Genomic DNA, 21,908 nt, shown 5'->3' on the forward strand with positions numbered 1-21,908 from the left:
CTCTCTGAGTGGTGCGGAAATGCTGTGGGAAATGAAGTAGGCCAGGAAGATCGAAAGCAGGAAACCCGAAATGCCAACCAGTACGATCTGATTGCGCACGGACTGTGCCTCTGCCGTCAGCTTCTTTTCAGGGACTGTGCTGACCACGAGCCATGTCGTGCCGGGAATTCCTGTGTACGCGGCAAGGTAGCGCTCCTCGCGCTTGCCCTCGAAGTCGACGAAGCCACTCGGCTCCCCATTTAGCGCGTTGTTCGCGATGCGTTTGATCAGGTCAGGCTCGGCCGTCCCGTCGGTGTTCGTGGATATGCCGTCGGTGCGGACAACCAGTTTGTTGTTGCTGGCGTCGAGAACGTAGATCTCTGTTCCGCTCCCCAAGGCGACGTCATTGAAGATGGTCGAGAAATGCTCGGGGCGAATGACCAGGACCAGATTGCCGATTCGCCGATTGTTGCTCTTGCCGATGATGGCACGCACCATCCCAAGGTTTTGTTGTCCGACGCCGTTGTCGTAACTGCCCCAGTAGGGCCGGCCATTGCGGTCAGGGGCCTGCTTGACCAGACGCATGACACCGCGCGTTAGTTGCGCGAACGCCTGGGTATCCATGATCCGGTTGTTCTTGTCGAGCAGATACTTCTGGTTGATGAAATCAACCGAGCCGTAATGCTGCAGCAGCAGCCGGGTCATATCCTGGCGCGCCTCGTTCTGCTCTTTTGCACTGCCATTTACCGCGTTGGTCAGCGCATTTTGCACGCGATCAGAAAGGACGAGAAGGCTGCTTTCCGTCTCGACCTGCTCCATGCGCAACGCGATGTTCTTGGATACCTGCTTGACCATCTCTTTCGAGAATATCTCCGCCTTCTCCTTGATGGCGGCGGTGGACTCCACATACGAGATGTAGCCTGAAATCAGTATCGGTATCAGCGACAGCAGGATGAACGCAGTCATCAACCGGTAGCGAATTTCGACACGGCGCAGCAGGTCCAGCGAGAGATAGGCGAAAGCGCTTCGCAGCGAACCTGGGATTGTGCTCATTTGTAGTGCATCTTTGCTTCATTCTTGACAGACGCGTCGAGGAGTTTGGCTGCCTGTGCGGGTGTGATCTTCCTGACCAGCACGTCCTGCATCAATCGATGAAGCTGCTCGATCGAGTTGGAGGGTAGAACCGAATAGTAGGGGCTGGCGGTCACCGGATAGCGGCTGACCATGTTTGTGTAGTCGACCATTCTCTGATCGCTCACCAGCGTCCCCGCGCCTTGTTTGAATGGGGGGATGTTCTGGCGTTTTCTTTGGAGAATAGAGAACCCMTTCCCGGCAATGAATTCGAGAAAACGCGTGGCCGCGGCCTTGTTGGGCGTCTCGCACACCGCAAACCCGGTTTCGCTGCCGATCACAGGCACCACCCGCTCGCCGGGCGCGTTCCAGGGCGGAATAAACACGCCAACCTCGAAGGGATTGCCGTGCAGCAGAAGGCCGGCCGCCCAACTGCCGTGAAAGGTCATCGCGGCCTTGCCTTCCTTGAACAGCCGTATGCCTTCATCGTAATCCGTCGCCATGAAGGCGTCTTGTACGTAACCAAGTTGCGGCATCAGCGCCATCCTGGCAAAAATATCAGCTACCTGCGGCGTGTTCAGATCCAGCGTGCCATCACCGATTTTCTGCTTCCAGGCTGGCTCGCGCGCCACCACATTGTTGGCAAAGCCGAAGCTGAAGGGGCCGTTGCCGAGCATGTTCGGGAAGCCGCCGCTCCACATGATGGGTGTCAAGCCGGCAAGCTTGAGCTGCTTGCCAACCATCAGGAACTCGTGGAAGTTGGTTGGCAGTTCCTTGATCCCAGCCTTTGCGAACAGTGCCTTGTTGTAGTAGATCAGCGTTGTCGCCACGCCGCCGGATATGCCAAAACGCCTGGATTGGCGACTGGTCCAGTCCCCTTTGAGTGCGCTGAGCATGTTGTGCCATGCCGATGTCGCGCTCACGTCTGTCAGGATGCCCTGATCGGCCAGCTCAGCGGCGTAGGCGTTCGGGTTGACACTCACCAGATCCGGCAAGTTGCCAGAGGCAATCCGGGGCTTGATGTTCTCCTCGACCGAGTTGCCAATCATGAACTGCACATTCACGCGGACGTCTGGATTGAGCTTGCTGAATTCCGCGGCAATCTGGAGCATCTCCTCCGGCCAGTCTGGCGCCCATATCAGCGCGGTAATGGAAGTCCTGGCTGGCTCGGCTGCGCCCGACGCAACGTTGTCTCGCTGTTGGCAACCGCACAAGAGCAAGACAATGAGGCCGAGCAGGCCAGCTAGCCGCGAGGAAAACGCAATGCGTCGCGCTTGGTGGTTCACTGTGCGGCTTCCGGATGGATTGGCCGTGCTTCAGCAGGCACTTTCGACGTGCCGGGAAGCGAACCGCTGGCGCTTGCAATCAGCAACGGATTCCCGACCAGACGGGGCTTGCAAACACAGCATGGATGCACGGCCAACCCGCATCAGGAAACGCTTACGACGGCTGCGATGCGTATGTTTAGCCATGACGTCGGGTTAGGCGAATTAAACGGGATGGTGCCCACATTGCATATCGACAACGAGCGCGAATACTGTACCGGGGCAAACCCGAATTTCCCCGCCACGGCGCGTATACCGGTACGACCGGAGCCAGCATGATAGCCGAATGAGCGCGCCTGACCGGGGATTCAACCGGTGGATTGCTGATTGATCAATGCTTGGTCCCACCTGCCCCACCCGCCCCACCTGCCCTACTTGCCACGCCCGCCCCACTTGTCGCATTTGTCGCATTTGTCGCACCAGGGCCAACGATGCGCAGCGTTTGCACCACCAGCGAAAACGCCGGCGAGGGCTGGCGCCTGCTGGGGTAGTACAGGTGGTAGCCCTCGAATTTCGGGCACCAGTCCTCCAGCACGCGCACTAGCCGGCCGGCTTCGATATGCGGCATCAGCTCATCTTCGGGCAGCAGGGTGATGCCCAGCCCGGCCAGCGCCGCGTCCAACTGGGGCTGTGCGGTGTTGAAGATCAACTGACCATCGACGCGCACGTTCACCCGGCGGCCTCGGCGCTCGAAATCCCAAACGTACAACCCGCCTGACGTGGCCATACGCTGATTGATGCAGCAGTGCGCCGTCAGCTCATTTGGCGTCCTGGGGATGGGGTGAGCAGCAAAATATGCCGGCGAGGCCACCACCGCCAGACGCAACGGCGGGCCGATGGGCACGGCAATCATGTCTTTATCGATGGTGCTGCCCAGGCGTACGCCGGCATCGAACCGGTCAGCCACGATGTCACGGAAGCCGTAATTCACGTCGAACTCCAGCTTGATGTCCGGATACTCGCGCAGCAGCGGCGTGAGCTTGGGCAGCAAAATGCTGTGCAGCACGTTGTCACCGCAGGTAATGCGCACGGTGCCGGCGGGCTTCTCGCGCAATTCGGTCAAGGCATCGAGCTCCGCCTCGATCTCGTCGAAGCGATGGCCGATGGCCTGCATCAGCCGTTCGCCCGCTACGGTTGGCGAAACGCTGCGCGTGGTGCGCGTGAGCAGCCGGATCTGCAATCGCTCCTCCAATCCGCGAATGGTCTGGCTCAGGGCCGATTGCGTCACGCCCAGCACAGCGGCGGCACGGGTGAARCTGCCTTCGCGCGCCACGGTGACGAAAGCCAAGAGATCGTTGAGGTTGCGTCTGCCCACGGCGCAGTCTCCCAAGGCATATTCAGTAGCCTAGCTTATATCCCATTTAAGTATTCATTAGCTAGTCAAGGTGGCTTGGGTTCGCAAAGATACGGGGCGCTGCCGCTGGGGAATGTGGACGCTGGCCAAACTGACTGTTCCCGACCGCGTGAATCTGATCTCGTCGCGAAAGTGCAGCGTTCTTTAACCGTATATCTGGATGACACAGCGCCTTTCATGACAATGGACGTTTGTACTGCCCCTGCGGGCGACACCGCCGCCCGGCGAGAGGCTGGGGAGCAACCGGCATCTTGGAGCGGCGTCTTTGCGATGACGCTGTGCGTCTTTGCGCTAATCGCCTCGGAATTCATGCCCGTCAGCCTGCTGACGCCCATGGCTGCGGATCTCCATGYCACCGAGGGGATGACGGGGCAAGGCATTGCGATCTCCGGCGCATTCGCTGTGGTGACGAGCCTGTTCATTTCCGCGCTTGCCGGCAGCATGAATCGCAAGACATTGCTGCTGGGGCTGACGGGCGTCATGGCCCTGTCAGGCGCGGTCGTCGCGCTGGCTCCGAACTATTTCACCTACATGGCAGGCCGTGCGCTCATTGGCGTGGTCGTGGGCGGATTCTGGTCCATGTCGGCGGCGACAGCCATGCGGCTCGTTCCAGCCAGTCAAGTGCCGCGCGCCTTGGCCATCTTCAATGGCGGCAACGCACTGGCCACGGTGGTGGCCGCGCCGCTTGGTAGCTACCTGGGTTCGGTCATTGGATGGCGTGGCGCCTTCTTTTGCCTGGTGCCGGTGGCATTGATCGCGCTGGCGTGGCAATGGATCAGCCTGCCTTCCATGCGCGTCGAGCAGCGCAGCGCGGGCTGCGGCAACGTCTTCACGCTATTTCGGAATCCGGTAGTGACCTTGGGGATGCTCGGTGCTGGGCTCTTCTTCATGGGGCAGTTCACGTTGTTCACCTACGTGCGGCCGTTCCTGGAAACGGTGACGCAGGTTGGCGTATCCGCGCTCTCGCTCATTCTGCTGCAGATAGGTGTGGCAGGCTTCATCGGTACCGCGCTCATCGGCACGGTACTCAAGCGGCGCTTCTACCAGACGCTGATTGCCATTCCGATCTTGATGGCTGCCATTGCCGTGGCATTGATCGCCTTTGGAGGCTGGACGGCTGCCGTCGTTGCACTCCTGGGTTTTTGGGGGCTGGTTGCCACCGCAGCGCCCGTAGGATGGTGGGGCTGGGTGGCCAGGACATTTCCGCAGAACGCCGAGGCCGGCGGCGGGCTGATGGTGGCCGTTGTCCAGCTTGCCATTGCCATAGGCTCGACCGTGGGGGGCTTGCTGTTCGACAGCAGCGGCTACCAAAGCACCTTCGAAGCGAGCGTAGCCCTGTTGCTGATCGCGGCCTTCCTGATTTATCTGACATCACGCGCGGAGGCGGCGCAGACCACTTGATCGATGCACGGTATCAGCGTTGTCGCTGTGCAAACCCGTAGCGGGCGGGTAAGCCCGCCGGGTGCCTCAGCGAAGCGCACGGCAAAGTTCTGTCCTTTGTCAATGACGTGCCGGACGCATCGCCCGGCCAGGCTGGCAGCATGGCCATCGGCACGTTCTCAGTCACGGCCCAACAGCACGGCGGTGTCGGCATGCAGCGTGTTTATGCACTGATTGCGACTTGCATCATGTTGGTTGCCTGTGTATCGACGGGCGTCTACGTGAAACCGGAGCAATTGTCGAACTTCATTCCCGATTTCTCTACCCTTGACGACGTTACCGCGCAGCTCGGGGCTCCCACATCCAAGACGACGTTGAGAGACGGGTCCACGATACTGATCTATTCCTTTGCGACCTCCAAGCCTCACCCCGAGAGCTTTATTCCATTCATTGGTCCGCTGTTTTCCGGCGGCGAGATCCGATCGTCGACGGTCCTTTTCGAGTTCGACGTGAACGGTGTCCTCAGGAGTCAACGCAGGACGACGTCGAGTGGTGCTTCGGGGTGGAGCGTATTGCCTGCCGGCGCGCCGCCGTAGTCAGAGCCTGTTCGTGCCTGAAGCCACGGTCAAATGGCACCTTCACAACGGATGGCCGCCCTGAACAGCGTGAGCGGCTTGAGCGGCTTGAGCGGCTTGAGCGGCTTGAGCCGTGCCAGCCGTCTCGTTGCGCATCCATTGGCTGAACGCAAGGATGCGAGGGTCCTGGCTGCTGCGCGCCGGATAGACGAGATGATAGGCGTACGCCGGCGCGACGCTCACGCCGATCTCGAATAGCCGCACCAGGCGGCCTTGGGCCAGGTCATTGGCAATCATGGGCAGTTCCACGAGGCCAATGGCAGCGCCGTCGATCACGGCCTGCACGACATGGCTCGAATCGGCAAAGGCAACGCATCGGCTGTCGTCGAAATCGTCGACGCCGGCCGCGGCCATCCACATGCGCCAGTCGGGCCAGGCCATGCCGTCCACCGGGCAGTCGACATAGCACAGCGTGTGGCCAAGCAAGTCCCGCGGCGTTTGCAGCCGGGCACCGGCTTCGCGCAGTTTCGGGCTGCAGATCGGGGCGACAACCGTGTCGAACAGCCGGTCCGAGCGCGTGTCTTCGTAGTGCCCGGCGCCAAAGCGGATCGCGATATCCACGTCGTCCGCGTCGAAGTCCCGTACCTGATCGGAAATATCGAATGTGAGTTCGAGCGTCGGGTTGGCGGCCCTGAACCGCGCAAGCCGGGGCAGCAGCCAGCTGGTGGCGAACATCGCACCTAGCGAGATGCGCAGATGCGCCGGTCCCCGCGCCATTCTCCGCGCCCGGCTGGTGGCCCGCTGCAAGGTGTCGAGCGCGTCGGCAGCCGCCTCGAACAAGACGGCGCCGGCTGGCGTGAGCTGGATGCTGCGGCTGGTGCGCGCGAACAGCGTGATGCCCAACTGGTCCTCGATCTCCTTGATCTGGTAGCTGACGGCAGCCGGCGTCAAGCCCACCTCCTGCGCCGCGCGGGTGAAGTTCAAGTGCCGCCCGGCCGCCTCGAAGGTCCTCAGTGCTCGTGTGCCCGGCAGCATTCGCTTCATCGATCTTCAAGCCGTTCTTAATGATCCGGCAAGAAATACTCGTTTCTCAAAGCGCGGTCAATAGCAGATAGTTGCGGCCAACCCTGCGCATGCAGGTGGGACGCGATGTTCGCCAAGCCCATTGCACACAACTACCGGAGTCTCAGCGACCCATGTCAGCTAGCCAGTCTTCTTTTATCGTTCAACGCAATGGCCTGCCGGCGACCCTCGCCGCGTTGGCCCCCCTCGCCTTTGCGGGTTATGCGCATTTCACCGCGATGCAGGTGCGCGGCGGCCGGGTCCGTGGGCTGGATCTCCATCTCGAGCGGCTCAGGGCGGCCTCGATGGCGTTGTTCGGCCGCGCATTGCCCGACGATCAGGTGCGGTCCTATCTGCGCGCGGCGCTGGCATGCACGCCAGCGGACGTCTCGCTGGTAGCCACCGTGTACTCGCCGGCGGGTGAGTTCACCGTGGCCGGCGCGGATGCCGAGCCTGAAGTGCTGGTGCGTACGGGGCCGCCCGCGTCCGGCCCACAGGGGCCGTTGGCGTTAGCCGCCGTCCCCCACGAGCGGGTGCTCCCAGCCCTGAAGCACGTTGGCGAAGTGGCCAAGACGTATTTCCTGCGCCAGTCCGTGGGCAAAGGCTTTGACGATGCCGCTTTCGTTGACGCTCGGGGGCGGCTCAGCGAGGGGACCATCTGGAACCTGGTCTTTTGGGACGGAGAAGCGGAGACGGTTGTGTGGCCCGAGGCCGAGATGCTGGCAGGCACGACCATGGGCATGGTGCGCCGGCAGCTGGATCGCCTCGGTGTGCGTCAGCGCGTCCAGCCGGTGACGCTTGCCGATCTGCCTGGCCTGGCCGGGGCGGCGGTGATGAACTCCTGGACGCCGGGGGTGGCGGTGAGCCGGATCGGTTCCGCGCCCATGCCTGAGGCGCCGGGCTTGCTGGCGCTGCTTCACCGGGCGTATCTAGTGGAAGAACCCGTCTCGCCGTGAGCCCATGCCAACGATTGCCCATTGTCGCGGATTGCGGTTGAATAGCCCATGACTTCGGGCCAGCGGCTATGCGGGAGGGCGCATCGATGAAACCTGACGGCCAGGTCCAATCTCCGGGGCAAGCTGATCGTCGCCCCGTGCTGGTCTGGGACTTGCCGACGCGGCTGTTCCACTGGCTAGCGGTGGTGCTGGTAGCGGGGGCTTATGCGACCTGGCGGCTGAACTGGATGGACTGGCATGTCCGGATTGGCGAAACCCTGCTCGCGCTGGTGCTGTTCCGCCTGCTTTGGGGCTGCTTTGGCAGCGAAACCGCACGGTTCCGCAGCTTTGTGGCCTCACCCGGCGCCGCGCTGCGCCATCTGCGGCATGGGTTGCGCCGCGAGGCCGACGTGCAAGTCGGCCACAACCCGGCCGGCGGGTGGATGGTGTTGCTGCTGCTTGCGTTGATGCTGGGCGAGACGCTCAGCGGGCTCTACATCAACAACGACATCGCGGACAAAGGGCCGCTCACCGAATGGGTCCCCGCATCGGTCGCCAATGCGATCACGGCGCTGCACACGATCCTGTGGGACGCGCTGCTGGCCGCGGTGGTGTTGCACGTGCTGGCCATCGCGCTGTACGCGGTGGCCAAGGGCCACAACCTGCTGCTTCCCATGCTGACCGGCCGCAAACGCCTGCCGGCGCGCATCGCCACACCGCGCCTGGCGAGCGCGATGCTGGCGCTGCTTCTGCTGGGAGCCGGCGCCGCCGCGGCGGCGCTTCTCTCGGTGTATCTCTGAGCTGCGGCGTGGCTTCAGTAGCTCTTCGGTGGCAGCACCTGGCCGCGTATCTCGCCGTCCGGATGATCCTTTGTGTGCACGTTGATGTACATTTCGCCGGCAAGGAATTCTTGCGCATCGGCCGGGGACAGCGTGGCCTGGCCCTTGAGGGGACTGGCGACCGGAGCGCCCTTAACGGAGATCCAGATTTTCGCGTTCGCGTTCTTGCCGTTTGTGGCAGGCCCGTGGAAATGCGCCATGGTGGCCTCGCTGGGCAGACCGTTGAGCGTGACTGCCCAGGTGACAACCCGCGTGCCGGGGTCGTAGGTGAGGTCGACGGAACCACTGCCCTTGGTCTGGACAGGAGGTACCTCCTGCGCGCCGCTGAGCGGCACGGTAAACGAGAGTGGCGCCGCATGCACCCAGGTCATCGACCCCGCCAAGGCGAGGCCGGAGAGCCACATGAGGTTTCGCCGCGATATTGAAACACGCATTTGATTGTCTCCTGTCCGGTATGGCACCGGTTGAACAGCGGCCGCCTGCAGCCGTTGCGTGGCGGCGGGAGTACCCGATGCCGGCACTTCCGGCGCCGGGTAAAGCTGTCAGCCAACCGGTCGCTGGCACGAGTCCGAGAAAAGGATAGACCCGGCTGTCTGTCAAATCCAGAACCGTGGTTAGCAGCCAGGCCGACATGGCGCCGCGCGTCCCCGCGCTACTCGACTTCCTGCTGGCGCGCTCCCGCCCGCGCCTGCCGGTTGCTCAGCCCGCAGCGGTCTCCAGCGCCGCTTCATATTGCCCCAGGCAGGCCATGCCATTCAGCCGTGAGCGCTGCAGCAGCGCCCGTTGTGCTTGCGCCACGTTAGCGGCCTCGCCGCGCCAGGCCAGCAGGGGCGGCTCCTGCAAGGCGCGCCCGTAGGAGAAGGACAGCCGCCAGGGCAACGGGGCGAGCCGGTTCATGGCATCGAGATTGGCGGTGGCCTCAGTGGGCGTTTGGCCGCCGGACAGGAAGAAGATGCCAGGCACCGCCGCGGGCACCGTGCGCTTGAGCACCTGCACGGTCTCGATGGCAACCTCGGCCGGCGCCGCGTGCCCGGCCTCCTTGCCGGGGAGCACCATGCTGGGCTTCAGCAGCATGTGTTCGAGCACTACCGCATGCCGGTGCAAGGCGTGAAAGACTTCGTGCAGCACGGCCTCGGTGACCTCGGCGCAACGCGCCATGGCGTGCGCGCCATCCATCAGCACCTCGGGCTCGACGATGGGCACCACGCCCGTCTCCTGGCAGATCGCGGCATAGCGTGCCAGCGCTTGCGCATTGGCCTGGATGGCGAGCCGGCCAGGCAGTCTGTCGGACACGTTGTACACCGCGCGCCACTTGGCAAAGCGCGCGCCTTGCTGGCGATAGGCGGCAAGCCGCTTGGCCAGCCCGTCGAGGCCCTCGGTGATCTCGTCGCCGGGAGCGTGGGCGAGCGCGAGCTTGCCCTTGTCCACCTTGATGCCGGGCACGATGCCTTGGCGCGCAGCCAGTTCTGGCAGCGGCGTGCCATCGTCGGCGCGCTGGCCCAGCGTTTCCTCGTACAGGATCACGCCGCTGATGCATTCACCCAGACCCGGTGTCGACAGGAGCAGTTTGCGCCACGCCCGGCGGCTTTCCTCGCTCGATGYCACACCGATGCGCTCGAACCGCTTGGCGATMGTCGGCCCGCTCTCGTCGGCGGCCAGCAGGCCCTTGCCCGCTTGAACCAGGGCATCCACGGTGGCTTGCAGTTCGCTTCGTGTGTCCATGATGCGGCTCCGTGAAGGTGACATGGGAACAAGCATTGACGCATCAGCGCAATCGCGCAAGCGGGCCGGGGGGCGTGGCCGGTGCTGATGGTGGCCGACCGAACACTTCGCGCAGCTTGCCCTTGGCCTGCCCGAGCGTGGCGCGCGGGGCGTAGTCAGGCCCGAGGCATCTGCGCCGCCTTGGACAGCACACAGACGGGCACCGGGTCATCGCGGCCTCGCACGTGTGCGGCAAGCTGCGGCAGGCCCACGGCCGAAACGCCGGCTTGCTGGAAGACCTGCTCCGAGACGATCGCCTCGCAAGCCATCTCTTTGGTCAACTGCTCGAGTCTCGAGGCCACATTCAACGGGTCGCCAATTGCCGTGAACGTAACATGGTCGCGGAAACCAATCTCGCCCATGACGGCCCGGCCGCAATGCAATCCGATGCCAAAGCGGATCGGCGTTTGCAACTGCTGCTTGAGCGCAGCGTTGAGTTCGTCAATATTGGCGGCAACCAGCGGCACTGCGCTGAGCGCCTGGCGACAGGCCTCGGCCGGCTCGCAGCGCAAGCCAAAGATCGCGAGCACCGCGTCTCCCAGGAACTKGTTGGGCAGACCGCCCGCCTGAACCACCGCGGCGCAGACCGCACTGAGGAAGCGGCTGACCATGAACAGGCTGTCGAACGGCAATTGTGCCGCCGCAAGCTTTGTGGAGTCCCGCATATCCACGAACATGAACGCCGCAAATCGCTCTTGCGGCATGACGTCCCGCTGACGCCGCTGCAGGAAGGCCGCCGATGCGGCCGGCGGCACCAGTGGCCACACGCAGAGATCATGGGTCGGCCGCAACTGGCAGGCCAGGCGCACTGTCTGCGAATCCGCGCCCAGCCKCTCCAGAACGCGCCGCTCGGCCTCCCCCGGCGCGGGCAGCGGCACGGCACTGAGCACACGCACCCGGCACAACGTGCATCGGGCGCGGCCGCCGCAGGTGCTGGCATGGGGCACGCCGCCCATGCGGCTAGCCTCCAGCACCGAGAATCCGAGCGGCGCGAATACCTTTCGCCCGTCCGGATACAGAACGCAGAGCCGCCCGGCCCGGCGCTCCCGCGCCGCGCGCACCAGGCGCGCTGCGAGCACCAGCAGCAGCGCACCACCATCGAAGAGCAAAAAGTCGTTGCGCAGTCCGGCGAGCCAGAGGATTTGCAACCCCGTGCCGACGATCGTCGTCCGGGTCGCCGCGGCGCGCCAGACGGGATCCTGCGCAAGCGCGATCACTTCCCGTCCGCCCTGCAAGAAGCCGAGCAGCGCGAGCACCGGGAGCAGCACGGCGGCGCTCAGCAGCACACTCCGCCACGCCCMGAACCATGGTTTCAAGCGCAACCAGAACCAGATGCCGTAACACCCATGCAGCCAGGCGACCACCAATAGCATCAGTTGCACGCGGCCGAAGAACGGTGAATCGATCCAGAACGAGTACAGCAACTGCGCATAGCCCTTGTTCAGGCCGAACTCGGCAAAGGCGACCCGCGTATTCACAACATGGTTGGCCAGCAGCGGCGGTATGCACAAGCCGAGGACGAGTTGCGCTACCTCACCCGGGGTCCAATGCAACGAGCGCCGTTCGTACAGCGCCCACAGACCCAGGAAGAAATGCGTCAACAGCGCGCTGTACAGCAGGGCCGTTCCAAGCCATCCCTGCCAGATGAACTTCTGCACGAGCAGACCACGCTCCAGCCAGGCGAGCGAGATATTCCCCAGCGAGTGGTTCAGCAGGTGCGTACCCACATAGGTAAACAGCACCAGTCCGGTGGACAGCCGGACCGATCGCACACCCGCCGGCCGCCACCTTTGGAGATAGGGAACGTGTGACATGCTCTACTCTACCCCCCCACGCATCGCGATGCGCCAGCACTTGCGACCAGGCGCCTGAGGCGCCTTGGCGATTTCCGTTTAGGCTCATCCAGCTTTCGTGTGAGTCGATTCATCGCTGGGCTATTTCCAGCGCTGCCGTAGCTCCCCTCTCCCATTTCATGGGAGAGGGGAGCAAAACAGCGTTTTTCTCAGCGCTTTGCTCCCCCCGCCACTTGCACCCGCGTGCAGTACCCACACGACTGCCTGAAGAACCTCTATTCAAGCCGCCGGTGGATCTGGCAGCGTCTTAGCTGTGCGCGCCGTCGGTGAACGGATCGCGCCGATCCGTGATTTTTGCCCCGTCGGAATAAACGTCGAACTTGCCCGCTTTCGCGCCATCCGTGTAGGGATCGCGCGGCCCGACGATATGGGTGTTGCTGTCAGAGGTTGAGGGGACGCTGGACGACTGGGCCAGCGCTGCGAACGAAGCCAATGCCGCGACAGCGGCCGCAATCAGGATTTTCATGACGAGCTCCAAATACAGTAGGGATAGCTTCCAAAGCGCATCTCCGTGAAGGCTACGCCTGGGCACGTAACTCGCTTCCGGTTTCCGGGGGTATCGATCAATCCCGAGAACTGGTTCGCCGTGCATTTGTAGAACCGCGCAGCCACCCGCTTTATTCCCGCACAAGCGGTTGATGCGGTCAGCGGCCAAGGGAAATTCCTGTGCCCCGGTTCATGTTCCTTTGTCCCTCTATCGCTGATGCCGTGGATGCGTTCTTTCTGCGAGGGAAATCGGGGGAATAAGCAGACCGGTGCCGCGGTTTACCCACGCAGAGCGTCCAGCTGCGCAGTCGAGTCGACCGCGGGTATCGCTCGCTCGGACTACCAAGGAGTACTGACATGAAATCGAATTCGCTAAATCGGCTTTTCGTGCTGCCCACGCGCGCCTCGCTCATCGTGAGCGCTGCGTTGATGGCAACGTCCGTTGGTGTCTATGCGCAAACGCCACCGGCGCCCGCCACGCATCCAGTCACTCGTGCGCAAGTGCGACATGAACTCGAGGAATTGGAGTCGGTCGGCTACAACCCTTCCCTAGGCGACAATGGCGACTATCCCGCCGACATCCAAGCGGCGGAACAAAAGCTGGAAGCCAAACATCAGGCGGAAAGGAATGCGTTGATGGGTGGAAACCAGGCARCACAGACCAGTGACAACCAGACCGCACAGACAAAGGCCGCGCCGTGATTCCGGGCGCAGGGCGCACACGGTTTCTCGAAAGAGGATACGGCTGGCAGGGCAACTGAACGACTTTTTGTGGCGTACCAATCCAGATCGGATGGGATCATGAATCGCGACCAGTTCAAGTTCTGGAACGCCGTTGGCATCATTGCCATCGGCCTTCTCTTCTACTACCTCTTGGTCAACTAGTGCCCTGCCCGAGAAGACGACGAATGCAGGCGGCACACCGGTCACATGATCGGCGCTTGCCATGCGGAATAAAACAGATGGCCCGGCGGTTTACCTGACGAACCCAATCGGGAGGTCCGTCGGATGGTCCGGTGATCCACCTCTCGAACTTTCATTGTGAGGGCAATATGTCGTCAGATCTTCCATCCAATCCGTCGCGCCGCGGCGCGCTGAAGTGCCTCGCTTTCAGTGGCGCGGGCACCGTGTTTGTCMTGGCAGGCGGCGTTCTCGCGCCGGTGGAACTGGGCCTTGCCGCCTCCGGGAAAGGCCCGTCATCGGCCGCGGGCATCCCTCTTTTCCTGCAGATCAGCGACACGCATATTGGCTTCAACAAGGAAGCCAATCCCGACGTCGCGGGTACGCTCAAGCAGACCATTGACTTCGTCAATGCCATGCCGGTCAAGCCGGCGCTGACGATTCACACGGGCGACATTACGCATCTTTCCAAGGCGGAAGAGTTCGACCACGCGGCCCAATTGATGTCGGGGCTGAATATCACCGAGTTGCATACCGTGCCCGGCGAGCATGACGTGACCGATGGGCCTGGGACGGAATACTTCAACCGCTTCGGTCAAGCCTCCGGCAACAAGGGCTACTACAGCTTCGACCACAGTGGCGTCCACTTTATCGGCCTGGTCAACGTGATGCATTTCAAGCCAAACGGTTTGGGCAGCCTGGGCGACGACCAGCTCGCCTGGCTGAAAGCCGATCTGAGGGGCCGCTCATCCAGCACGCCGATCGTCGTCTTTGCACACATGCCAATGTGGACGATCTACCAACCATGGGGTTGGGGCACCGGCGACGCCGGCGAGGCCATGAGCTATYTGACGCGCTTCGGTTCGGTCACGGTCTTGAACGGCCATATCCACCAGATCGTGTCGAAGGTGGAAGGCAATATCACCTTCCATACGGCGCGCTCGACGGCCTATCCGCAACCGACCGCCGGCAATGGACCCGGACCCATGCCGCTGACGGTACCGGGCGATCAGCTGCCCAGGATGCTTGGCGTGACCAGCATCAAGATCATGCGCCACCCGCTCGCAGCGACGCTTGCCGACACCACGCTCGCCTGAATTGCCAGGTACCGCTCACCAACCAGGACCCAGATCATGCTAACCACTATGCTTCGCCGCGCCTTCGTCGTCCCCCTTGGGGTCGGGATTCTCATGGCGGCATTGACTTGCGAATTCTCCGTCGCGCAAGCGCAGGAGAACCATGTCGCCGTTGTGAAGAATTTCATGTTCTCGCCGATGTCGCTCACAATCAAAGCTGGCTCGACCGTGACCTGGAAGAATCTCGACGGCGAACCGCACACGGTTGTCAACGACGCCGGCCTGTTCCGCTCCAGCGCGCTCGATCAGAACGACACCTACAAGTTCAAGTTCGACAAACCGGGGGTCTACAAGATCTTCTGCGGCATACACCCGAATATGATGGCGACAATCACCGTCCAGTAGGGGCCGGCGAACCCGCCGGCCAGCCCCCGCTCGCCGAGCAGCCGGCGGGCGGGGGCGGCCATCCAGTTCGCGGTGGGCGATCGTCGCTTCAGCGGCCATCGCGAACGTTGTCCACACGAAACAAATGTAAGCATCTGTTAATGCCACGCGCCGCGGCCCCGCATTGATCACAGAAGCGCCCTTGCGCTTTGGTACGATCGCGCTCTTTCCGCCAGCGCCCCGCCACCGTGAATCGCCGATTTGCATCGTTGTTTTGTGCGCATTGCACACGGTGGCTCGCCCGCGTCCAACCGCTGGCCGCTGCCGGCAGCACGATCACCAGACTCGCTCTCAGTAGCGCGCTGCGCCGCCTGCGCCACCCGACACGACGCGGCGTCGCGCTGACGCTCGCCGCAGTGCCGGCGCTCTTCCTGCTGTACGTGCTTGCGCTCGTGCCGTTTACGCCGGGCATCGGCGACATCCGCAAAGCCCGCGTTGACCGGCCAGCGTTGATCGTGTCGGCCGACGGCAAGCTGCTCGATGCGTTCAAACCGGTCAATCGCGAGTGGGTGTCGCTCAGGCAGGTCTCGCCGCACATGGTGGATGCATTGATCGCGACCGAAGACCGCCGCTTTTACGAGCATCATGGCATCGACTGGAAGCGTACCGCGTCGGCCGCGCTGCATACGTTCTCCGGCGACCGGCAAGGTGGCTCGACGATCACGCAGCAGCTCGCGCGCAACCTGTATCCCGACGAAATCGGCCGCGCGCCGACCCTCACGCGCAAGCTCAGGGAAGCGATCACGGCATTCAAGATCGAAGCCGTGTACAGCAAGGATCAGATCCTGGAGACGTACCTGAACACGGTGCCGTTCCTGTACAACGCTTACGGCGTGGAAATGGCCGCACGCACCTACTTCGGCAAATCGGCCAATCAGCTCGACATTCTTGAAAGCGCCACGCTCGTCGGCATGCTCAAGGCCAACAGCACCTACAACCCTGTGCTCAACCCCGAGCGCGCGTTGCAGCGGCGAAACACGGTGCTCGGGCAGATGAACAAATACGGCAAGCTCAAGCCCGATGCCTACACCGCATTGAAGCGGCAACCGCTCAACGTCGATTTCGAGTTGCAGACCGCGCAGCCGGGCGCCGCGCCGCATTTTTCGGCGCAATTGCGCAAGTGGCTGATCGCATGGGCCGATCGCAACGGCTACAACATCTATGCCGACGGGCTGGTCGTGCGCACGACCATCGATTCGCGTCTGCAGGCCATGGCGACGCAGGCGATGGACTGGCAGACGAACCAGTTGCAATGGATAGCGAACGGCGCATGGAACGAACGCACGGGCTGCTGGCCGGGCAACGACCTGTTCCGGACGTTCATCCGGCAGTCGCCCGACTACCGCGCCGCACGCGATGCGGGTCAATCGGATGAGGCCGCGCTCAGGAAGCTCGCCACGAACCCCGCGTTCGTCCGCGCGCTCTGCCGGAGCAAGACGCAGATCCAGGCGGGTTTTGTCGCAATCGACCCGCGCAACGGAGATGTCAAGGCATGGGTCGGCAGCCGCGACTTCCGTGACGAACCGTTCGATCACGTGCAGCAGGCCCGGCGCCAGCCGGGTTCGACGTTCAAGCCGTTCGTCTACGGCGCGGCCTTCGCGCACGGTGCACGGCCGAGCGATACGATCGTAGACCAGAACGTCGCCATCGCGCTGACCGGGCATGCGATCTGGCGGCCTACCGACGCGGAACCGCCCACCGGCCGGCCGATGACGCTGCGCGACGCGCTAGTGTATTCGCGCAACCGCGTCACCGCCCAGCTCATGCAAAAGGAAGGCCCCGAGAAAGTCGCACGGCTCGCGCAGGCCATGGGGGTGCGCGCGAGTCCGCTCGAAGCGGTGCCGTCGCTCGCGCTCGGCACAAGCCCGGTCACGCTCAAGGAAATGGTCTCGGCGTACAGCACGATCGCGAATCGCGGCGCCTATATCGAACCGCGCATGGTCACGCGCATCGAGGATCACGACGGCAAGGTGCTGGCCGAATTCGCGAGCGCATTGCCGGAACAGGCGCTGCCCGCCGGCGCGGCGCAAACGCTCGTCGACGTGATGCGCGACGTCGTTAGCCGGGGCACCGGCGCGGCCATCCGGACGCGCTTCGGGATTCGCGCCGACGTGGCCGGCAAGACGGGCACGACGCAGGACAACACGGATAGCTGGTTCATCCTGATGCATCCGCAACTGGTCGCGGGCGCGTGGGTGGGTTTCGACGATGGACGTGTGACGCTCGGCAACTATTGGGGCGAGGGCGCGCACAGCGCCCTGCCCATGGTGGGCGCGTTCTACGACATGGCGCTGCGCGCGCGGGTGATCGATCCGGATGCGCGGCTCGGCCCCGAAACCCGGCCCCCTCGCCCGGTCCATGAGCGACGGCATCGACACTTCCTCTTCTGGAGGTTCTGATGTCGCCGCTGGCTCGCAYGTCGGCGGACGCCCTACATCATCCGGTGCGCGAAATGCCCGCGCCGAGCTTCGGTCATGAGGGCGGCAAACTGCTCGGTGCTCATGTGCACCAGTTCCTCATGGTCGCCCGCCTCGAAGTAGACGTCGGGATGCGTCAGCAGGCTGTCGTCGAGCCAGGTCAGCGTGCCGTACGCCATACCGACCGGCGGGAGCGCGCCGATGCTGCAGTCCCTGAACACCTCCCGCACGCCATCCCCATGCGCCAGCGACAGCTTGCGGCCGGTTTGTTCGCAGATATCTAACAGCTTCAGCTGGTGGGTGGAAGGGATTACCGCGGCGAGGTAGCCTCGGTCGTCCTCCAGCAGGATAGTTCGGGCGAGCCGGTCTCCGGGGACATACGCAGTCTGCGCAGTTGCCGGGCCGCTTGGGCGACGAACGGTTTCGAACCGGCTCTGCCTCTTGCTCAGGCATCTTGCCAGCGTGGTAGCCATGGCCATGATTGCAACCTCCGAGCGCTGATCGCTGCAGTTGCTTACGTATCGGAACTATAGGTCAAGCACCGGGTGACAATTGGTGACAATCGGTGGGGCTAACCCCGGCACCGTCGCGGGCGGCCGATAGCGACGTGCTATTGAGGCGATTGCAAACTCATATTCTGTTGCCGAACGCTTTCAACTATATTTTGTGTGCGGCAGGCCTGCCAATGCAGGTCCCGAGTGGAAGCATTGACGCGGAAATACTAGAACTCACTAGAACTCACGTTTGGTACGCCTCCGAAGGAGAGAGCATGTCTAACGAAAAGTGCCCCTTCAACCACGCCGCCGGTGACGGCACCACCAATCGGGACTGGTGGCCGAAGCAGTTGCGGCTAGAGTTGCTCAGCCAGCACTCCGACAAGTCCAACCCACTGGACAAGAGCTTTAACTATGCCGAGGCGTTCAAGAGCCTCGACCTCGCTGCAGTCAAGAAGGACCTCGCGGCGCTGATGACCGACTCGCAGGACTGGTGGCCGGCGGACTTCGGCCATTACGGTGGTTTGTTTATCCGTATGGCCTGGCACAGCGCCGGCACGTACCGCATCGGTGACGGCCGTGGCGGTGGCGGGCGGGGCCAGCAGCGTTTCGCACCGCTCAACAGCTGGCCGGACAATGTCAGCCTGGACAAGGCTCGCCGGCTGCTCTGGCCCATCAAGCAGAAGTATGGCCAGAAGATTTCCTGGGGCGACCTGATGATCCTCGCGGGTAACGTTGCCCTCGAAACCATGGGATTCAAGACATTCGGTTTTGGTGGGGGCCGTGAAGACACCTGGGAACCGGACCAGGACGTCTATTGGGGGAATGAAAAGACCTGGCTGGGCGGCGACGTCCGTTACGGCAAGGGCGGCAACGAAGGAGGGATCGTGGCCGACGAGGCATTGCACGGCGGTGAAGTCAGCCGTACCGACCCCGGGCGCAACCTCGAGAATCCCCTGGGTGCCGTGCAGATGGGCCTGATCTACGTGAATCCGGAAGGCCCCGATGGCAATCCGGACCCGCTCGCCGCGGCGTACGACATCCGGGATACGTTCGGCCGCATGGCCATGGACGATGAGGAGACCGTGGCGCTGATTGCCGGCGGCCACACCTTCGGCAAGACACACGGTGCCGGTCCCGCTGATCACGTGGGCCCCGCGCCCGAAGCCGCCGGCCTCGAAAACCAGGGCCTGGGATGGAAGAGCAGCTTTGGCACAGGGAAAGGCGCGGATTCGATTACCAGCGGTCTGGAAGTCACCTGGACGACCGCGCCGACGAAGTGGGACAGTGGCTTCTTCGAAAACCTGTTCGGCTATGAATACGAGCTGACCAAAAGCCCTGCAGGGGCCAACCAGTGGGTGGCCAAGGATGCCGGCGAAACGGTTCCGCACGCTTACGATCCGTCGAAGAAGCTCAAGCCGACAATGCTGACCACGGACCTGTCGCTGCGCTTCGACCCCATCTACGCGAAAATCTCGCGGCGCTTTATGGCGAACCCCGAGGAATTCGCTGACGCATTCGCCCGTGCCTGGTTCAAACYGACCCACCGGGACATGGGACCGCGCGCCCGCTACCTCGGTCCGGAAGTCCCGGCGGAAGAATTGCTCTGGCAGGATCCCATTCCGGCGYTAGACCATCCGCTGGTCAATGACCAGGACGTGGCGGCGCTCAAGCAGAAGATCCTGGCATCGGGGCTGTCGGTCTCGGAACTGGTGAAGACTGCCTGGGCATCGGCATCGACGTTCCGCGGTTCGGACAAGCGCGGCGGCGCCAACGGCGCGCGCATTCGCCTGGCTCCGCAGAAGGACTGGGCGGCCAATGAGCCGGATCAGCTGGCCAAGCTGCTGAAGACCCTGGAAGGTATCCAGAGCGAGTTCARCGGTGCCCAGTCGGGTGGCAAGAAGATCTCGATGGCCGATCTGATCGTGCTGGCGGGCAGCGCCGGCATCGAGAAGGCGGCGGAGAAGGCCGGGCGGAAGCTGACCGTACCATTCTCGCCGGGCCGCATGGATGCTTCGCAGGAAAAGACCGACGTGAAATCGGTTGGCGCCCTCGAGCCGACGGCCGATGCCTTCCGCAATTACCTCAACCCGAGAGCGCGTGTTCCGGCGGAAGCAATGATGCTTGACAAGGCGCAGCTGCTGACTCTGACCCCGCCCGAAATGACGGTGCTGATCGGCGGCCTGCGCGTGCTGAATGTCCACACGGGGAACGATGCGCACGGCGTCTTCACCGACCGCCCGGAAACGCTAACCAACGACTTCTTCCGTAACCTGCTCGACATGGGCGTGGAATGGAAGGCGCTCTCCCAGGATGTGTTCGAGGGACGTGACCGCAAGACGGGGCAGGTCAAGTGGACCGGATCGCGGGTGGATCTGGTGTTCGGCTCGCATTCTCAGCTCCGGGCCCTGTGCGAGGTGTACGCAAGCGAGGACGGCGCGGATAAGTTCGCCAAGGACTTCGTCGCGGCCTGGGTCAAGGTGATGAACCTCGATCGCTTCGATCTGCGTAACCGAGCGTGAAGTAAGGGGCAAATCAGGGCGCCGGACCACGTTCCGGCGCCCGTCCGGGCCGATTGATCGTGGTAGAGTCGATCACATCATCCTCTACCGCGTAGCCTTATGTCGCCACCCATTGAACGTGGATCCGTCGATTCATCAGACCATCGACAGGGCATGGAAAGCGCCGCTGATGCGCACAGTGTGACCATGCGGATTCAGCCAATTGTTGCAGCGCAAACCGCTCTGGTGGTCATGCATTATCAGACCGACATCCTGGCGTTATTTCCATCGGTCGCGCCCACTTTGCTCTCCAATACGCGCAAGCTGTGCGATGCCGCGCGGGCCAAGGGCGTCAGCGTCTATTTCGCCAAGATTCACTTTCGTCCAGGCTATCCGGAAGTCAGCCCGTTGAACAGGAACGGGCAGGGAATCAAGCAACTTGGTCTTTTCGTCGACGACCAGATCTCGCCGGAACTCGGCCAACAGGCCACTGAACCGCTCATCATCGCGCATCGCGCTAGCGTGTTCTTTGGCACCGACCTGCAGGTGCGGCTTTCCGCGCAGGGCATCGATACCCTGCTCATGGTGGGCATTGCGTCGACCGGTGTGGTGCTGTCATCGGTGGCGTACGCGAGCGATGCGGACTTCCGTTTGTTCACGGTCAAGGATTGCTGCTACGACCCAGATCAGGTCGTGCACGATCATCTTTTTTCAACGGCGTTCGATTCGCGCACAACGGTGCTCTCGCTCGCTGATGCCTTGCGGTTGCTTGCCTAGCCTTTGCTGGGATTTCTGTCGCTACGACTTGAAGACCGCGTTTCCGATATCAGAAGCCAGGCAGGCATTGGCTCGCAGACGGCTCTCATCGTTCTTTGGCAAGACTTTCGGCCTGTCGCCGAACCCGGGCAAGCATGCGCCGCCGGATTAGCCCGCTGACAGGACGGATGATGTACCAGTAGGGAGCAAATCGGCGACGAACTGCCGCGGTTGGACAAAACACCCGGGTCTCCGTGCTCAGCACCGATGCGCCGGACGCATTGGCATCTACGTTGAAGCTCATGACGAGCTGGCAGACGTCCATTCTGACGGTCGCCTTGAAGGCTTCGGGGGACCCAATGTCCAGCAAACCATAATCTGCCCGCCAGAAAGCGCCGGTCAGTCCGAACGCCAGCCCGGCATCCCCTTCGCGACCAAGAAATGTGAAATCGTCGAGATCAAGCGGGCGTCTGCTCGACCGGTTCATCAATCGCGACGGCAGTTCGCGCAGGCCAATGGCCAGTCGTACCAGCGGATCGTCTTGCGCTCGTTGGCGCATAACGCAATCCAGAATAATGTTCGCTGGAGCGTGTACGAGCGCAGCGTGGCGCTCGCGGAAATCATAATGAGGTAGAAAATCGTCAATCAGGGTCATTTATATTTCTCCCGCCGCACGCGAGATTTGCATCCTATGGTCAGC

20 protein-coding genes are annotated in these 21,908 nt (G+C 62.8%); 10 read left to right on the forward strand and 10 right to left on the reverse strand.

Annotated features, from left to right (window positions below; genetic code table 11):
* From AC1DS3_RS17690 to AC1DS3_RS17700, 3 genes are all read right to left on the reverse strand, one after another.
* The coding region (locus tag AC1DS3_RS17690; protein WP_477127618.1) for a cache domain-containing protein at positions 1 to 1,032 on the reverse strand (1,032 nt) is incomplete at its 3' end.
* Positions 1,029 to 2,264 carry an ABC transporter substrate-binding protein gene (locus tag AC1DS3_RS17695; protein ID WP_477127624.1) on the reverse strand — a complete coding sequence of 412 codons (1,236 nt, stop codon included), beginning with the start codon at positions 2,262 to 2,264 and terminating at the stop codon, positions 1,029 to 1,031. The genes AC1DS3_RS17695 and AC1DS3_RS17690, both read right to left, overlap by 4 nt.
* Before the next feature lie 442 nt (positions 2,265 to 2,706).
* A complete protein-coding gene (locus tag AC1DS3_RS17700; RefSeq protein ID WP_441640124.1) occupies positions 2,707 to 3,690 on the reverse strand; it encodes a LysR family transcriptional regulator in 984 nt (327 codons plus the stop codon).
* 309 nt (positions 3,691 to 3,999) lie between these two features.
* On the opposite strand from AC1DS3_RS17700, the gene AC1DS3_RS17705 reads away from it, so the two are divergent.
* Entirely contained in the window at positions 4,000 to 5,130 is a 1,131-nt protein-coding gene (locus AC1DS3_RS17705) for an MFS transporter (RefSeq protein WP_477127619.1), read from the forward strand.
* A gap of 191 nt (positions 5,131 to 5,321) precedes the next feature.
* Positions 5,322 to 5,705, forward strand: coding sequence for a hypothetical protein (locus AC1DS3_RS17710; RefSeq protein ID WP_441640151.1), 384 nt, complete (start codon positions 5,322 to 5,324; stop codon positions 5,703 to 5,705).
* Between the two features lie 42 nt (positions 5,706 to 5,747).
* Here the strand turns inward: AC1DS3_RS17710 and gcvA are convergent, their stop codons facing one another.
* On the reverse strand, positions 5,748 to 6,728 hold the full coding sequence (gene gcvA, locus AC1DS3_RS17715; RefSeq protein ID WP_441640125.1) for a transcriptional regulator GcvA: 981 nt from the start codon (positions 6,726 to 6,728) through the stop codon (positions 5,748 to 5,750).
* Between the two features lie 152 nt (positions 6,729 to 6,880).
* On the opposite strand from gcvA, the gene AC1DS3_RS17720 reads away from it, so the two are divergent.
* Positions 6,881 to 7,702 carry an aminotransferase class IV family protein gene (locus AC1DS3_RS17720; RefSeq protein ID WP_441640126.1) on the forward strand — a complete coding sequence of 274 codons (822 nt, stop codon included), beginning with the start codon at positions 6,881 to 6,883 and terminating at the stop codon, positions 7,700 to 7,702.
* Positions 7,703 to 7,788: 86 nt separating this feature from the next.
* On the forward strand, positions 7,789 to 8,481 hold the full coding sequence (locus AC1DS3_RS17725; protein ID WP_441640127.1) for a cytochrome b/b6 domain-containing protein: 693 nt from the start codon (positions 7,789 to 7,791) through the stop codon (positions 8,479 to 8,481).
* Between the two features lie 14 nt (positions 8,482 to 8,495).
* On the opposite strand, the gene AC1DS3_RS17730 is transcribed toward AC1DS3_RS17725, so the two are convergent.
* The 4 genes from AC1DS3_RS17730 to AC1DS3_RS17745 form a co-directional block, all read right to left on the reverse strand.
* Positions 8,496 to 8,924, reverse strand: coding sequence for a CHRD domain-containing protein (locus AC1DS3_RS17730; protein WP_441640128.1), 429 nt, complete (start codon positions 8,922 to 8,924; stop codon positions 8,496 to 8,498).
* Positions 8,925 to 9,219: 295 nt separating this feature from the next.
* The gene (locus AC1DS3_RS17735) at positions 9,220 to 10,242 is read right to left on the reverse strand and encodes a class I fructose-bisphosphate aldolase (RefSeq protein ID WP_477127620.1); all 1,023 of its coding nucleotides are present in this window, start codon (positions 10,240 to 10,242) and stop codon (positions 9,220 to 9,222) included.
* Positions 10,243 to 10,397: 155 nt separating this feature from the next.
* Positions 10,398 to 12,095: an adenylate/guanylate cyclase domain-containing protein gene (locus AC1DS3_RS17740; RefSeq protein ID WP_477127621.1), complete on the reverse strand. Its 1,698-nt coding sequence runs from the start codon at positions 12,093 to 12,095 to the stop codon at positions 10,398 to 10,400.
* Between the two features lie 286 nt (positions 12,096 to 12,381).
* On the reverse strand, positions 12,382 to 12,600 hold the full coding sequence (locus AC1DS3_RS17745; protein WP_441640131.1) for a hypothetical protein: 219 nt from the start codon (positions 12,598 to 12,600) through the stop codon (positions 12,382 to 12,384).
* 377 nt (positions 12,601 to 12,977) lie between these two features.
* Here AC1DS3_RS17745 and AC1DS3_RS17750 point away from each other — a divergent pair, with 377 nt between their 5' ends.
* From AC1DS3_RS17750 to AC1DS3_RS17765, 4 genes are all read left to right on the forward strand, one after another.
* Positions 12,978 to 13,322: a DUF4148 domain-containing protein gene (locus tag AC1DS3_RS17750; RefSeq protein WP_477127622.1), complete on the forward strand. Its 345-nt coding sequence runs from the start codon at positions 12,978 to 12,980 to the stop codon at positions 13,320 to 13,322.
* Between the two features lie 350 nt (positions 13,323 to 13,672).
* On the forward strand, positions 13,673 to 14,617 hold the full coding sequence (locus AC1DS3_RS17755) for a metallophosphoesterase family protein (protein ID WP_477127625.1): 945 nt from the start codon (positions 13,673 to 13,675) through the stop codon (positions 14,615 to 14,617).
* 36 nt (positions 14,618 to 14,653) lie between these two features.
* Complete coding sequence (locus AC1DS3_RS17760; RefSeq protein ID WP_441640133.1) at positions 14,654 to 15,001, forward strand: cupredoxin domain-containing protein; 348 nt, start codon at positions 14,654 to 14,656, stop codon at positions 14,999 to 15,001.
* A gap of 227 nt (positions 15,002 to 15,228) precedes the next feature.
* Entirely contained in the window at positions 15,229 to 17,439 is a 2,211-nt protein-coding gene (locus AC1DS3_RS17765; protein ID WP_441640134.1) for a penicillin-binding protein 1A, read from the forward strand.
* A gap of 32 nt (positions 17,440 to 17,471) precedes the next feature.
* Here the strand turns inward: AC1DS3_RS17765 and AC1DS3_RS17770 are convergent, their stop codons facing one another.
* On the reverse strand, positions 17,472 to 17,936 hold the full coding sequence (locus AC1DS3_RS17770) for an aminoacyl-tRNA deacylase (protein WP_441640135.1): 465 nt from the start codon (positions 17,934 to 17,936) through the stop codon (positions 17,472 to 17,474).
* A gap of 290 nt (positions 17,937 to 18,226) precedes the next feature.
* On the opposite strand from AC1DS3_RS17770, the gene katG reads away from it, so the two are divergent.
* Positions 18,227 to 20,473 (forward strand): catalase/peroxidase HPI, encoded by a 2,247-nt coding sequence (gene katG / locus AC1DS3_RS17775; RefSeq protein ID WP_477127623.1) that lies wholly within the window; start codon positions 18,227 to 18,229, stop codon positions 20,471 to 20,473.
* A gap of 153 nt (positions 20,474 to 20,626) precedes the next feature.
* Positions 20,627 to 21,229: a cysteine hydrolase family protein gene (locus AC1DS3_RS17780; protein WP_441640137.1), complete on the forward strand. Its 603-nt coding sequence runs from the start codon at positions 20,627 to 20,629 to the stop codon at positions 21,227 to 21,229.
* Positions 21,230 to 21,314: 85 nt separating this feature from the next.
* Here AC1DS3_RS17780 and AC1DS3_RS17785 read toward each other — a convergent pair whose 3' ends face one another.
* A complete protein-coding gene (locus tag AC1DS3_RS17785; protein WP_441640138.1) occupies positions 21,315 to 21,863 on the reverse strand; it encodes a hypothetical protein in 549 nt (182 codons plus the stop codon).
* Positions 21,864 to 21,908: the final 45 nt, after the last annotated feature.

The sequence above is a fragment of the Cupriavidus sp. 01L46 genome (assembly GCF_056399905.1).

Bases quoted from the DNA above. Each gene is read 5' to 3' on its own strand.
- AC1DS3_RS17710 (WP_441640151.1), top strand. From the start codon at position 5,322: ATGCAGCGTGTTTATGCACTGATTGCGACTTGCATCATGTTGGTTGCC.
- gcvA (WP_441640125.1), bottom strand. From the start codon at position 6,728: ATGAAGCGAATGCTGCCGGGCACACGAGCACTGAGGACCTTCGAGGCG.
- AC1DS3_RS17720 (WP_441640126.1), top strand. From the start codon at position 6,881: ATGTCAGCTAGCCAGTCTTCTTTTATCGTTCAACGCAATGGCCTGCCG.
- AC1DS3_RS17725 (WP_441640127.1), top strand. From the start codon at position 7,789: ATGAAACCTGACGGCCAGGTCCAATCTCCGGGGCAAGCTGATCGTCGC.
- AC1DS3_RS17730 (WP_441640128.1), bottom strand. From the start codon at position 8,924: ATGTGGCTCTCCGGCCTCGCCTTGGCGGGGTCGATGACCTGGGTGCAT.
- AC1DS3_RS17745 (WP_441640131.1), bottom strand. From the start codon at position 12,600: ATGAAAATCCTGATTGCGGCCGCTGTCGCGGCATTGGCTTCGTTCGCA.
- AC1DS3_RS17760 (WP_441640133.1), top strand. From the start codon at position 14,654: ATGCTAACCACTATGCTTCGCCGCGCCTTCGTCGTCCCCCTTGGGGTC.
- AC1DS3_RS17770 (WP_441640135.1), bottom strand. From the start codon at position 17,936: ATGGCCATGGCTACCACGCTGGCAAGATGCCTGAGCAAGAGGCAGAGC.
- AC1DS3_RS17780 (WP_441640137.1), top strand. From the start codon at position 20,627: ATGGAAAGCGCCGCTGATGCGCACAGTGTGACCATGCGGATTCAGCCA.
- AC1DS3_RS17785 (WP_441640138.1), bottom strand. From the start codon at position 21,863: ATGACCCTGATTGACGATTTTCTACCTCATTATGATTTCCGCGAGCGC.